Source organism: Sphingobium chlorophenolicum, from assembly GCF_000722875.1.
GTDB classification, from domain to species: domain Bacteria; phylum Pseudomonadota; class Alphaproteobacteria; order Sphingomonadales; family Sphingomonadaceae; genus Sphingobium; species Sphingobium chlorophenolicum.
In genome coordinates, this window is the sequence record NZ_JFHR01000051.1 from 23,634 (window position 1) to 36,675 (window position 13,042).

Genomic DNA, 13,042 nt, shown 5'->3' on the forward strand with positions numbered 1-13,042 from the left:
TCCCGAACGCACGCACATAACGAACCCAGATGCGGGTTGCGCGCTAGCCTGCTGCTGCGGAGTTGGACATCTGAGCGCGACGGAGTGCCGGGGCGGGATGTCGATACAGGCTGGGCCGCGTGGATAAATTGACGGACCTCAAATCCCCCCTCCCCATCTGTCGATGGGGAGGAATTGGACAGGTCTTCTTCCCACCCAAATCACGCATTCCTCCTTTGATGCCGCCGCAGGCTAACGGGCACGGGGATGGGCTAGCGGGCCAGGGCCGACGCGGACATCATTCATCCAGAAACTCAGCCATTCGGCCGTCAGCAACCGGTCGAACCTACAAGGACAGCAGAATGAACGATGCACATCGCTGGTTGAACGAGCATCCTGAACTTGGCTCCGGACCGATCCCCATCGAGCCCTATATCGCGCCCGACTGGTATGAGCGGGAGCGCGAGAAGATCTTCAGGAAGGTGTGGCTCTGCGTAGGACGGGTCGACGAAATACCGAAGAAGGGAGATTATAAGGTCAAGCGCCTTGCCGCCGCAGACACTTCGGTAATCCTGATGCGGGGCAAGGATGATGTCGTGCGCGCCTATCACAATATCTGCGCGCATCGCGGAAATACCGTCGTCACGGAAACCGGTCCGGAAACTTTCGGCCGCAGCAAGGCGGCAATCGTCACCTGCCGTTTCCATGGCTGGGTCTATGGAGCGGACGGCGCGCTCAAGCATGTGCCGAGCGAGGAGCGTTTCTATGAATGTTTCGACAAGCAGAAGAACGGTCTTTCGCCGATCCATGTCGATTTCTGGGAGGGCTTCATCTTCATCAATCTGGCCGAAACGCCGGACGCCAGCCTGACTGAATTTCTGGGCGACTATGCCGCGCATTTCGCGGGCTTTCCCTTCGCGGAGCTCAGCTACCAGTTCACCTATTACACGGAACTGGAATGCAACTGGAAGGTCGCGCACGACGCCTTCGCGGAAGCCTATCATGTGGACACGATCCACGCGGGATCCTTTCCCAACACCTTTTCGACCGGCCTTCAGAATGTGAAGCTGATGGGACCGCATCGGACCTGCGCGGTCTGCCTTACGCTGGGCGCGACGCCGACGCCGGTCGCGGGCATCGCCAATTCAATCGCTGGCGCATCGCTTGTCACGCAGCGCGCGGAAACGATGCTGCCTCCGTCGATCAACCCCGACAAGCGGGAGGATTTCGCGTTCGAACTGAGCGTGCTGTTCCCCAACACGCTCATCCACGTGTCGGAAGGCATCTGGTTCACCCATCAATTCTGGCCGATCGCCCATAACCGCACGTTGTGGGAAGGGCGCTACTATGTCCGCCCGCCCAAGACCAATGCCGAACGCTGGGCGATGGAACATGCCATGACGCTCCAGCGCAATGCCTGGCTGGAGGACACCGCCACGATGGAAGACACGCAGCGCGCCATGCAGTCGCGGGCCAAGACGGTGCAGAATTTGCAGGATGACGAAATCCTCATCCGCCACAGTGCCGTGGTCGTCGATGAATATGTCAACGCCTGAGGGAGACGCGAACATGACCCAACCCATATTGCCCGCAGGCTTCGAGGATCTGTCCAACTGCCTCCCGTGGAGCCTGCCGACGGCGGACCAGCGCCAGAAGAAGCGGCTGGCATCGTCCAGCGCGGAGCTGCGCGCATTTTACGACCAGATGCTGGCCCGCCTTCCGGAGGCGCTGGCGGAAGTCGATCGCTTTCCGCTTGGCGAACTTCCGGAGAGTCATCATGCTCTCTACAATCTCGCGCTGTCGCTCGCGGAAGTCGCGCCGCATATCGAGCTTTATGCCGGTTCTCCGGGCGTGCCCTACGCCTTTGAGGAAGCGCGGTTCGTGGCGGTGCACGGCGCGCAGGAAACGTGGCGGGGGCTAAGCCCGATGGCTGCGGCCTGAGATGAGCGGAACGCTTCCCTCCTCGGTTGAGGAACGATTGTTCCGCATCGATGCGCGCAACGAGATTGCCGATCTCATTGCGCGCTACGCCCATGGCGCCGACCGCAAGAATGATCCGGCGATGATGCTGCCGCTTTTCCATGAGGATGCGGTCTGGTCGGCGGAAGGCTTCGCCACCTTCCATGGCGCTTCGGCGATCGCGGCCGGTCTTGCCGAAATTGCCGCGAGGGAAGTGCTCTGGTCGATCCACTATATGATCGCGCCCTACATCACGCTCGCGCAAGACGCCCGATCCGCGCAATGCCGCTGGTATCTGTGGGAATTGTCCACGATGGCCCGCGATATCGGAGAGGAAGATCGCTGGCTGGGCGGCTGGTACGACAGCGTTGCAAGATATGAGGATAATGCATGGAAATTCGCGTCCGTGAAGCTGGACCTGCGGGTACAGGGGGTGGCGACGCCGCCCTGGGAACTCAAGAAGGCGTTCGATCGATGATCCGGCTGTGTTCGGTTGAGGAACTCGACGAGGATGAAATCCTGCGGGTCGAACTGGACGGCGGGCATGGGATCGCCGTCTATCTGCTCGACGGCGAAATATTCGCCACGGACGATCTCTGCACGCATGGCGAGGCGTCGCTGGCGGAAGGGGAGATAGAGGATGGAAAGATCGTCTGCCCTTTCCACCTTGGCAGCTTCGACATCCGGACCGGCGCGGCCTGCGCGGCGCCGTGCTCCATCGCGCTTAAAACCTATCCCGTCGAGGTCATCGGCGGTGACGTCCATATCGCGATGTGACGGCTTGGGCAGCGTGGACAAATTCAAGACTCGCCGCACGGGGGGTGGGTAGAAGTGGTCCTCCCCCTCCCGCAGGCGGGAGGGGGTTAGGGGGTGGGCTGGCGCGACATCTGCATTGTTTTGCAACGGTTAAGTCAGAAGCTCACTTCGCTCGCGCCCACCCCTAGCCCTTCAAACGAGGCACGTGACTCGTTTGAACGCCTGCGGGAGGGGAATGTCTTGGGTTGACCATGAGCGGACGCTCCTAATCCTCCCTACGCGAAGCGTGGGGAGGGTCGAAGAGAGGCACGTGACTCTCTTCGACGCTCGCGTAGCGAGTGGTGGAGGGGAAATTCGTAGGTCGTGCCCCATTCCCCTCCACCACGCTTCGCGCGGTCCCCCTCCCCATCTATCGATGGGGAGGAATAGGGTAGGTCCGTTTTCCACCCACATCAGTCAGTCCGGCAGGTCTCTCGAATTTGTCCACGCTGCCTAGCCCTTCAGTTGCCTCAACGTGGCAGAAGGGCGTTCGCCGAACCGTTCGGCATAATCGCGCGCGAATTTGCTGAGATGGCTGAAGCCGCAGGCGAGCGCCACGTCCGTGACGTTATGCCCTTCTTCGACGCCCTCCAGCAGCATCTTGCGGGCGAGTTCCAGCCGAACATTCTTGAGATAGCCCATGGGCGTCACGCCCCGGAAGCGGCGGAAGCCCGCGTGAAGCGAACGGGCGCTGATGCCGGAAACCTCGATCATCTCGTCCAGCGAAATCGGCTCGCTCGCATGGCTGCGGATATATTCCTCCACGCGCCGGACATAATAGGGCGCGGGACCGGCGGGCGCCGCGTCGAACAGATCGGAATGATTGTGCGGCACCGCCGCCAGCAACAGGCGCTTCAGCGTGTCTTCGACGGAGCCGCTTGCCCGCGGATGGGTGTAGCCGGTCAGCCCATAGTCGATGTCGTCGCAGATCGTGCGGATGAGGTGGGCGAATGCCTGCGCCGCGCCGACCAGCGGTACGGGGCGCGTTGAAAACACCAGCTTTTCGGGATTGATCCCCAGTTCCTGCGCCAATACCCGCTCCAGATCGGCCTTCGGGATCTTGATGGTGAAATGCTTGTAGCCGGCCTCGAACGTCTGGCTGAAATGAGAATCGGGCGCGAGCACGCACATCTGGCCCGGCGCCAGGCTGAAGCTGTCATTGTCATGCGTGATGAACGACGTGCCGTTCAACGAAAATTGGACGAGATAATTTTGTCCCATCTGCGGCACGTCGATGGAAATGCGGCCGAACGGGTTGCCATAATCCTGCGCGTTGAAGGTCAAGGCCCTGAGCTGCGCCTGATTATGACGAAAGTCGATAGGTGGCCTGCCGCCCTGCACGTCCAGCCGGTGCGGACAGAACATCCGGCTCATATGTTTTTCGACTTCGTTCGCATCGCTGCTGTTGAATTTGTTCCACTGGACCAGGGGAAGGCCTTCCCCATTCCAGAAGCGGTTGGGCGGGGGAACATCCGTCAGCATGACGGCCTCCCACGGTTTCGATCCTGGTCGAAAATCGAAACATGCGCCGTCGGGCGCAGTCTCCGACGCCCGTCAAAAGGGGCAGATGCGATGCCACAGATCATATGCGAGTTCCTCGGTCCCTGATGCAATGACGCCCTCTTTTTTACAACTGGTCAAGCCGTGGCGCGCAGAAGGTCGCGCAAGCGGGGCAAGGATTGCGGAAACGGGATAGTGGCCCTGGAATTTTAGGCCCAGATTTCATGCCAGTGCTTCAAAGCGGGAAATCGTCCTTGCGGCGCGGACAGTGCGCGCAAGGCCGAGCGGCTTTGCCCGCAGGATCTGGGAGAATCCAGTTGAACGAACGAATCGCCGTTGATGTCCTTGTGATCGGTGGCGGCCATGCAGGCGCGCACCTGGCCATCTCGCTTCGGCAGAAGGGCTTTGCCGGAACGATCATGGTGGTGAGCGATGAGCACACATTGCCCTATGACCGCCCCCCTTTGTCCAAAGCCTATCTGATCGGCAACATGCAGATCGACCGGCTCTTGCTGCGCGACAGCGACTATTGGGCCGAACAGCAGGTTCGATTTGAACTGGGATGCCGCGTCGGCGTGCTGGATGCGGACCGCAAGCGCGCCGAACTGGAGGATGGCCGGACCATAGCGTTTCAATGGTGCGTGATCGCGACGGGGGGCAAGGTACGCCGTCTGGCCTGTCCGGGATCGGAGCTTGAGGGCGTTCATTATCTGCGCACCGTCGCCGACGTGGATGCGATCCGCGCGGGACTGGAGAATGGCGGCCGGCTGGGCGTCATCGGGGCGGGCTATGTGGGGCTGGAAGTCGCCGCCGCGGCACGGGAAATGGGCCATGAGGTGGCCGTTGTCGAGGCGCAAGACAGGGTGCTTGAGCGGGTGACTTCGCCGATCATCTCCCACTTTTTCGAGCGCCAGCATCGGGCGCGTGGAGTAGAATTCTACCTTGGAGAGCGGGTTGCCGGTTTTTCCGACGACGGGCGCGTGTCGGCCATCCGGCTGGCATCCGGACAGGAAATCCCGGTCGATATCGTGATCGTGGGGATCGGCATCGATGCGGAGACGATGCTTGCGGAAAAGGCGGGCATCGCCTGCGACGGCGGCGTGCTGGTCGACGAATATTGCCGCACCTCGGCTGAATCCGTTTTGGCCATCGGCGATTGCGCCAGGCATCCCAATGACTTCGCCGGCGGCTTGTGGCGGCTGGAGTCGGTGCAGCACGCAATGGATTCCGCTGCCATCGCCGCCGACGCCATCATGGACGCCCCGACGGAATATCGGGCGCTGCCGACATTCTGGTCCGATCAGTTCGACCTGAAGCTGCAATCGGCGGGCCTGAACAAGGATGCCGACGAAATCGTCGTCCGGGGCGACGTTCAGGATGGTCCCTTTTCCGCCATTTATCTGAAGGAAGGGCGGATAATTTCGATAGATGCGATCAACAGTCCCAAGGATTTCATGGGCGCGCGTTCCTTGATCGTCCGGGGCGCGGTGCCGGACCGGGCGCAGCTAGCGGATGTTTCCCTGCCCCTGAAGAAGGTCGCCTGTCAGGAGGCGGCGCAACCGGTCTGAGATGATGGCGGCCGGTCAATCCATCATATCATGGATTTTCGCCGCGAGCATATCGAGCGCGAACGGCTTGGTTATCATGTCCATGTTGGTGCCGAGGAAACCGGCGCGGATCGCTGCATTTTCGGCATAGCCGGTCACGAAGAGGATCGGCAGCGTCGGACGATGCTCGCGCGCGATTTCGGCGAGTTGGCGTCCGTTCATGCCCGGAAGACCGACGTCCGAGATCATGAGATCGAGAATACGGGTGGATTGGAGGACGGGGATCGCTTCTGCGCCATCGCCCGCCTCCACGGCCGCATAGCCCAGTTCCTCCAGCACTTCGCGGACCAGAATCCTGACCGACGGGTCGTCCTCGACCACGAGGACGGTCTGGCCGCGCCCTTCCTGGATAAGCGCCTGGCTCGCTGCCGCATTTTCGGATGCGTGGCCGCTCGCGGGAAGGAACAGCTTCACGGACGTTCCCTGGCCGGGCTTGCTGTGGATGCGAACCTGCCCGTCGGACTGGCGTGCAAAACCATAGACCATGGACAGGCCAAGGCCGGTGCCCTGACCGATCGGCTTGGTGGTGAAGAAGGGTTCAAAGACCTTGTCGACCAGTTCCGCCGACATGCCGACGCCCGTATCGGAGATAGCGACGGTGACATAGCGCCCGGCCTTGATGTCGACCCCGCTATCCGCATAGGCGGCGTCGAGATCGACCGTACCGACCTCGACCGTCAACAGACCCCCTTCGGGCATGGCGTCGCGCGCGTTGATGGTCAGGTTGAGGATGGCGTTTTCGAGCTGGTTGCCGTCCACTATGGCGTAGGGGTCGCCATCGGCCGGGATGATCTGGAGCCTGATATTCTCGTTGATCGTCCGCATCAGCAAATCTTCGAGCGAGCGGATAAGCGCGTTCACGTCTGTCGGCCTGGGGTCGAGCGATTGGCGGCGGGAGAAGGCGAGAAGGCGGGCGGTCAACGCCGCCGCTCGCTGCGCGGACGCGGAAGCCGAGTCCATGAAGCGGTCCAGATCGTCGATGCGCCCGGACGCCAGCCTGCGCTTCACGATGTCGATGCCGCCGATCACCCCCGTGAGCATATTGTTGAAATCATGCGCGATGCCGCCGGTAAGCTGACCCACAGCCTCCATTTTCTGGCTCTGGCGAAGGGCAGCCTCGGCGCGGGCGCGGCTCGCCATCTCCATCTCCAGCGCTTCGGTCCGCTCGATCACTTTCTGTTCGAGGGTCTGGTTGAGGCGCTGGGCGGTCTGGATGAGGCGCGCATTTTCGATGGCGATGGCGGCATGGGCGGCAAGGCCCAAAGCCAGCCGTTCCGCCCGCGCGTCGAACTGGTCCGGCTGGGCATGGCCGAAGAACAACCCGCCCATGACTTCGGTCGAGCGCGATATGACGGGGACCGCCAGATAGCTCACCACCTCCAGATGGCCTTTCGGCATCCCGTGATAAGGCGCGCTATGCCCATAGCGCGCATCCTTGCGGATATCGCCCGAACGGACGGGGCCTTCCCCGCCGAAGGTAGGGCCGAAAACGGCCGTATTGCGCGGCATCGGGAAATTCGCGAAGGCTTCCATGGACGCGCCCGACAGGCTGTAGAGCTGGTAGCTTTCGCCCGCATCGTCGATCCGGTTGTAGAAGAAGGCGCCGAATTCCGCTCCGGTCAATTCGCGACCCGCATCGATGACCGCCTGGACGAGCGTGTCCAGATCGAGTTCGGCGGCCACGCGCTCGCCCGTGCGGTTGAGGATTTCCAGCGCAAGGCTTTCCTCGCGCAGGGCCGCTTCGGAAGCGGCGAGGGCGGCATCGGCCCGCTTGCGCGCGGAGATGTCGATCACCGTGCCGATGAAACGGGTGGCGATGCCGTTCTCGAATACCGCGCTGCCGCGTGCGGCGATCCAGCGCTCTATGCCATCTTCTATGCCGATGGTGCGATATTCGATGTCGAACAGGCCATCGCCGCCCGGTTCGAGCGCGGACATGACGGCCGCATCGGCGCGTTCGCGATCATCGGGATGAATGCCGGCCAGAAAGCTGCCCTCATAGCTGACCGGCGCATCCACCGGCAGGCCGAACATCGCCTTGCACCGTTCGTCCCAGCGCAGGACGGCGCTGGCGGGGTAGAAGTCCCAGATTCCGATGTTGGCCGCAGCCGTGGCAAGGCGAAGGCGGCTCTCGCTATTGGCAAGTTCGTCGATGCGATCGCGCATCTCGAACTGCTTCTGGCGCGCGCGCATGGCGGCAGAGATCGCGCTGACCAGCGATGCCTTTCCGAGCGGCCGTTCGAGCACGACCGTATTGCGGACCAGATCGAGCAGTTGCATGGAACGGGGCGAATAGGGGGCGCGTCCGGAGCGCGGCGCCTTGAGCATGATGAAGGGAACGTCCGACCAGGGCGGTTCCTTTTCGAGGGACAGGCGGAGTATGTCCAGGTCGTCGGGCAGGGCTTCCTCGGTGATGAGCACGGCCCCGGCCAGGTCGCCCAACTCCCCGGCGACCGCCGGCACATCGCGGCAGATGACCGTATCATAGCTTTCATCGCGCAGAAGTTCGGCCACGCTCTCGGCGTCTCGTCCGAACGGCGCGCAGACCAGGAGCCGATAACCTTCGGAACCCGCGTCATGCGCCATGGTCTCGGTCCTCCATCAAAGGTGTCGCGCTGCCGATATATTCCGGCGTTCCGGTCAGCACGCCCCTGAAGGCCTCCAGCGGCTCTCCGACGCGCACGCCTCTGCTGTCGATCCGGAATTCCCGGATTCTATCCTCATGCATGCCGCTGCGGTTCTTGATCACCGATATCGCCTTGCGAATGCGCCCGCCTGCTTCGAAGAAGCGCAGCAGGATCACGGAATCGGCGATGTAGGATATGTTCAGGTTGGTCGCCATCGACCCGACCAGACCCTGTTGCGGGTTGAGGAGGAATGTCACGACCCCCTGCTGGCTCAGATAGGAAAGCAATTCGTGCATCTGGAGGAGGAGTTGCTGCTCCTGCGGCATCGCGGCCATATAACCGTTGAGACTGTCGATGGCGATCATGCGGACGCCGCGACTTTCGACTTCATGGCGGACGCGCGCCGCAAATTCGCCCGGCGAGATTTCGGCGGGGTCGATCTGCTGTATGACCAGCCTCCCCTGATCGATCTGGTGCGCGACGTCGAGGCCGAACGCCTTGGCGCGGGTCAGCAATGTGCCAATGCGCTCGTCGAATTCGAAGATGGTGCAGGGTTCGCCGCGTTCGCAGGCCGCGTGGAGATATTGGAGGGCAATGGTGGTTTTCCCGGTTCCCGCCGGCCCGGTGATCAGGATGCTGCTGCCGCGCAGCGGGCCGCCGCCGAGCAGATCGTCCAGTGCGCCGACGCCGCTGGTCACCGCGCCCTCGCTAAATTCGGCATGATGGTCCGCGGCGATGAGACGCGGAAAGATATCGACGCCGCCCTTGCGGATATTGAGGTCGTGGAAGCCGGCGATGAAATCGATGCCTCTCAGCTTCTGGACCTGCATTCGGCGGCGCGCCGCGCCGAATTCCAGGGTGAGGCGCTCCAAGGTGATGACGCCATGGCAAAGACTGTGAAGATGGGCGTCGCGCGCATTTGTCGTCCCCGTCATGTCGTCGATGAGGATGACGGTGCTGTCGCGGCCGGAGAAGAACTGCTTCAGCGCCAGGACCTGCCGGCGATAGCGCAGCGGATCTTGCGCCAGCAACCGCATTTCCGACAGGCTGTCGAATACCACGCGGCTCGGCTTCACCCGATCCACCTCTTGCTGGATGAGTCGGATGGTTTCGCCCAATTCCATCTCCCAGGGATGAATGATCGACTGCTCCCGGCCTTCGCCGAACACATTTTCCACGGATTCCAGTTCGAAGATGTCGAACCCGTCCAGCGTCCAGCCATGGGACGCGGCGACGACGCGCAGTTCCTCGCTCGTCTCCGACAGGGTTATATAGAGTACGGCTTCGCCCCGCGCGATGCCTTCCCGCAGGAACTGGAGGGCGAGCGTGGTCTTGCCGGAGCCGGGCGCTCCTTCGAGCAGATAGAGGTGGTTGGCGGGCAGCCCGCCCTTGAGAATCGTGTCCAGGCCGGAATTGCCGGTGGATATGATCTGCATTTCGCTCATAGATTTTGCCCGCCTCGCTTTTCCAATCTGTAGCCGCGGTTGTAACGACGAGACACCGGAACCATGCCAATCTAGATCAAGAACCGCCGCCAGAACCCCCGATCCATGAGGAGCGGGACGCGGCGTGGTTCATTGAGGCTATGCCGGCAAGGCGGCGCTGGGTCGGACAGGTGCATGTGCGCTAAACGTCGCGCGGGGCAGGACGTTCCGACGTCGTTATGGTCGCATGGCGGGAGCGCGTTCCGGTCGGGCAGGCGCGTTATAGGCAAGCGGACATTACGGGCAATTAAATTGGATAAGTAGGCGCGTAGGCGGGAGGGAGGCGCTTCAGATCGGGAAGCCGCCGGAATCTGAAAAATCCCGGCGGCTCTCCTTGCCTAAAAATGCTTGCCGACCGTTATGCCATATGTCCGTGGCGCGCCCGGAACGCCGCAAACGCAGTTCGGGTTCAAGATGGTGAATCCCATATCATAATATTTGTTGCCGAGATTCTTCACCCACAGGCTTATGCTGGTCATATTATCGAGCGATTTCCATGTTTCGGAGATATTGACCAGATAGCGCTTGGGTTCGAAGAATTTATTCGATGCGTCTGCGAACCATCCGCTTTGATAGTTCATGCCGACCGAAGTTGAAAATTCGCCGATGCTGGTCGGCAATGAGTGGCGCACATTCGCATTATAGCTGATGCGCGGGGCGTTGGGCGTGCGATTGCCGCCCGCGTCGCCCGTATCGAGAATGATGGCGCCGTTGGGCGCGACCGAATAGATGGGCGCGTCCGGATAACGTGTGAATTCCGAATCCAGCCATTCAAAGCCGCCGCTGATGGTCAGCCGCCCCGTCGGGCGAGCCTCGAAATCCACGTCGATCCCCTTGACCCGCGCGGCGGCCGCGTTGCGCGTGGCCAGCCCGCCGGATTCATGGACGGAAAGCTGCAGATTCCTGTAGTCATAATAGAATCCGGAAATATTCAAGCGAAGCCGGTTGTTGAAGAACTGGGTTTTCAGGCCCGCTTCATAGGCGTCGATCGTTTCCGGTAGGATGGGCGATGGATTATTGGCGAATCCAGCCGGCAGAATATTGTTGAAGCCGCCGCTGTTATAGCCGCGATTATAGGAGATATATCCCATGACGGAAGGCGTGAACTGCTGCTGTATGTCCGCCCGGAAAGTCGGCTTCCTGAATGTCTCGGCCGTATTACCCCGTGAACCCGGAATGATGACATCGTCGATCGCATTATATCCCTTCAGCGTGACCCGGTCGATCGTATAGCGCGCGCCCAGGGTAATGCGCGTGTCCGGGAATATGGGATAGGTTATCTGGCCGAAGGCGGCGTAGGAACGCGATCCCAACGTCGGCACCAGATTGAAGGCGGACCCAAACGGCACCCCGAACAGCACGGAAGCACCGGGCGCGCCGAAGGAGAAGGGGGAAAGCTTGTTGGTCAGGCCGAGATAGAAGAGGCCCACGACCCACGAAGCCTTCGACCCGTCCGGACTTTGCAACTGGAGCTCCTGCGTCCACGCCGTGTTCTGGTCGTTGCGGCGCACCGGCAGGAGCGGGGAGGGGCCGCCGTCATAATCGATGTCGAAGACCGAATGGTTGCGCTGATAGGATGTGATGCTGAGCAGATGCGCCCAATCCAGATCGCCCTCGACCCGCAATGCGGCGATGCCCGTCCTGCTGTGGAATTCCGACTTTGAATCGACGTTCACGCCATATTTTCCGACTTCATAGGTCTGGCCCGAACCTAGATCATATACGAAGGGGAATGGAATGGACGGAGCGACCGTACCGCCCTGATTGCCGCGATTATAGGAATAATCCAGCGACAGGGTTGCGGAAAACTGGTCCGATATTTCCCATAACGTCTTGCTGCGCACTGAAAACAGCTTCTGCCTGTAAAAATCCTCGCCAGTGGCGATATTCTTGCCCCAGCCGTCTTTCTGATCATCGTAATTGACCGCGATGTCGGTGGCGAGCGTCTCCGTCAGCCCGGTGGTCGCGTACAGGCTTCCGCTGAACATGTCGTAGTTCGCATAGCCCAGGCCTAGATCGGCGCTGAAATCCTGGCTGGGCTTCTTCGTGTTGAATTGCACGACGCCGCCGGTGGCGTTTCGGCCGAAAAGCGTGCTCTGGGGCCCCTTGTCAACCTCCAGCGAAGCAAGATTGCCCAACGGCGCCTGACCTGTGCCGAAGACATTCAGCACGCCGTCAATATAGCGAAGGACCGATCCGCCTTTTCCGATGCCGCGAATGTAGATGGACTGCGAACTTCCGGTCTGGCCGACGGTGACGCCCGGCACGAGATAGGGAAGGTCGCTGGTCGTTGTCGCCGCATTGGCCTGCAATTTGCTTTCATCAAAGGACTGGATGGTGACCGGCACTTTCTGTCCGGATTCGGACCGGCGTTGCGCAGTGACGACGATGTCGTCGATGGCGATATTCTTCTGCGCGTCGGCGGATGCGTCGGACGGGTCGGTCTGCGCCATGGCGGTGGCGGCGAAGGTCGCGTTCAGCACCAAAGTGCCGATCAATAGTCCATGTCTGATGGCCATTCATTCATCCTCCCTGAAATTGTCGGTTAGCCACTTGAATTCGGGCATGCAGTATCGAGAGCGGCTTCTAAGGCCGCTTTGCTCGATTTCATGACGACATGCCGGGAATCGGAAGGGTGGAAACCGGTAAAAAGGATGGGTTGAGCAGAAGTCGGTCTGGCATGCATCTGTCACCGACTGGACAGGGATCATGCGGTTATTCGTCGAACATCTGTCGGATAGGTGCGGAATCTTGCCGCGTTGAGATACGGGCGGGCTTCCACATGCGCAGGAACACAACCCCCGCCGCCTTCGTCATGCTGAACTTGTTTCAGCATCCATTTATCCCCATGCGACCAAGGCGCATGAAGGCACGATAGATGCTGAAACAAGTTCCGCATGACGTATGTATTGGAGATGGTTCCGGTCCATCCTTCGACGGACCGGAACCTGCGCGTCACTTGCCCTTCTTGACGTCCTTGACCCGCGCCGAGGCGAAGCGGCTGGCGAAATCGTCCAGGTCCAGCGTGAATTCATCGGCGGCGATGAATTCGGCATCCGACGCCTTGGGCTTTTCCGCCGCCTTGTAGAAG

Annotated in this window: 9 protein-coding genes; 5 read left to right on the forward strand and 4 right to left on the reverse strand. The window is 61.1% G+C overall.

Going from position 1 to position 13,042, the window contains the following annotated elements:
* Nucleotides 1-341: 341 nt before the first annotated feature.
* From BV95_RS17830 to BV95_RS17845, 4 genes are read left to right on the forward strand one after another with little or no spacing between them, the layout of a single operon-like run.
* Nucleotides 342-1,535 carry an aromatic ring-hydroxylating oxygenase subunit alpha gene (locus BV95_RS17830; protein ID WP_037455140.1) on the forward strand — a complete coding sequence of 398 codons (1,194 nt, stop codon included), beginning with the start codon at nucleotides 342-344 and terminating at the stop codon, nucleotides 1,533-1,535.
* 13 nt (nucleotides 1,536-1,548) lie between these two features.
* Nucleotides 1,549-1,920, forward strand: coding sequence for a hypothetical protein (locus BV95_RS17835; RefSeq protein ID WP_037455143.1), 372 nt, complete (start codon nucleotides 1,549-1,551; stop codon nucleotides 1,918-1,920).
* Nucleotide 1,921: 1 nt separating this feature from the next.
* Complete coding sequence (locus BV95_RS17840; protein ID WP_037455146.1) at nucleotides 1,922-2,416, forward strand: nuclear transport factor 2 family protein; 495 nt, start codon at nucleotides 1,922-1,924, stop codon at nucleotides 2,414-2,416.
* The gene (locus BV95_RS17845; RefSeq protein ID WP_037455149.1) at nucleotides 2,413-2,715 is read left to right on the forward strand and encodes a non-heme iron oxygenase ferredoxin subunit; all 303 of its coding nucleotides are present in this window, start codon (nucleotides 2,413-2,415) and stop codon (nucleotides 2,713-2,715) included. The genes BV95_RS17840 and BV95_RS17845 overlap by 4 nt, the downstream gene beginning before the upstream one ends.
* A gap of 471 nt (nucleotides 2,716-3,186) precedes the next feature.
* On the opposite strand, the gene BV95_RS17850 is transcribed toward BV95_RS17845, so the two are convergent.
* Complete coding sequence (locus BV95_RS17850; protein ID WP_037455153.1) at nucleotides 3,187-4,215, reverse strand: AraC family transcriptional regulator; 1,029 nt, start codon at nucleotides 4,213-4,215, stop codon at nucleotides 3,187-3,189.
* Nucleotides 4,216-4,550: 335 nt separating this feature from the next.
* On the opposite strand from BV95_RS17850, the gene BV95_RS17855 reads away from it, so the two are divergent.
* The gene (locus tag BV95_RS17855) at nucleotides 4,551-5,801 is read left to right on the forward strand and encodes an NAD(P)/FAD-dependent oxidoreductase (protein ID WP_037455155.1); all 1,251 of its coding nucleotides are present in this window, start codon (nucleotides 4,551-4,553) and stop codon (nucleotides 5,799-5,801) included.
* 15 nt (nucleotides 5,802-5,816) lie between these two features.
* On the opposite strand, the gene BV95_RS17860 is transcribed toward BV95_RS17855, so the two are convergent.
* The 3 genes from BV95_RS17860 to BV95_RS17870 all read right to left on the reverse strand — a co-directional run bounded on the left by BV95_RS17860 (nucleotide 5,817) and on the right by BV95_RS17870 (nucleotide 12,470).
* Nucleotides 5,817-8,426, reverse strand: a complete 2,610-nt coding sequence (locus tag BV95_RS17860; protein WP_037455159.1) for a response regulator — start codon at nucleotides 8,424-8,426, stop codon at nucleotides 5,817-5,819.
* The gene (locus BV95_RS17865; RefSeq protein ID WP_037455161.1) at nucleotides 8,416-9,912 is read right to left on the reverse strand and encodes an ATPase domain-containing protein; all 1,497 of its coding nucleotides are present in this window, start codon (nucleotides 9,910-9,912) and stop codon (nucleotides 8,416-8,418) included. Before BV95_RS17865 ends, BV95_RS17860 begins: the two co-directional genes overlap by 11 nt.
* 377 nt (nucleotides 9,913-10,289) lie before the next feature.
* Complete coding sequence (locus tag BV95_RS17870) at nucleotides 10,290-12,470, reverse strand: TonB-dependent receptor (RefSeq protein WP_037455164.1); 2,181 nt, start codon at nucleotides 12,468-12,470, stop codon at nucleotides 10,290-10,292.
* Nucleotides 12,471-13,042: the final 572 nt, after the last annotated feature.

Coding starts and splice junctions, on each gene's coding strand:
- BV95_RS17860 (WP_037455159.1), bottom strand. CDS start 8,426: ATGGCGCATGACGCGGGTTCCGAAGGTTATCGGCTCCTGGTCTGCGCG.
- BV95_RS17835 (WP_037455143.1), top strand. CDS start 1,549: ATGACCCAACCCATATTGCCCGCAGGCTTCGAGGATCTGTCCAACTGC.
- BV95_RS17845 (WP_037455149.1), top strand. CDS start 2,413: ATGATCCGGCTGTGTTCGGTTGAGGAACTCGACGAGGATGAAATCCTG.
- BV95_RS17850 (WP_037455153.1), bottom strand. CDS start 4,215: ATGCTGACGGATGTTCCCCCGCCCAACCGCTTCTGGAATGGGGAAGGC.
- BV95_RS17840 (WP_037455146.1), top strand. CDS start 1,922: ATGAGCGGAACGCTTCCCTCCTCGGTTGAGGAACGATTGTTCCGCATC.
- BV95_RS17865 (WP_037455161.1), bottom strand. CDS start 9,912: ATGAGCGAAATGCAGATCATATCCACCGGCAATTCCGGCCTGGACACG.
- BV95_RS17830 (WP_037455140.1), top strand. CDS start 342: ATGAACGATGCACATCGCTGGTTGAACGAGCATCCTGAACTTGGCTCC.
- BV95_RS17870 (WP_037455164.1), bottom strand. CDS start 12,470: ATGGCCATCAGACATGGACTATTGATCGGCACTTTGGTGCTGAACGCG.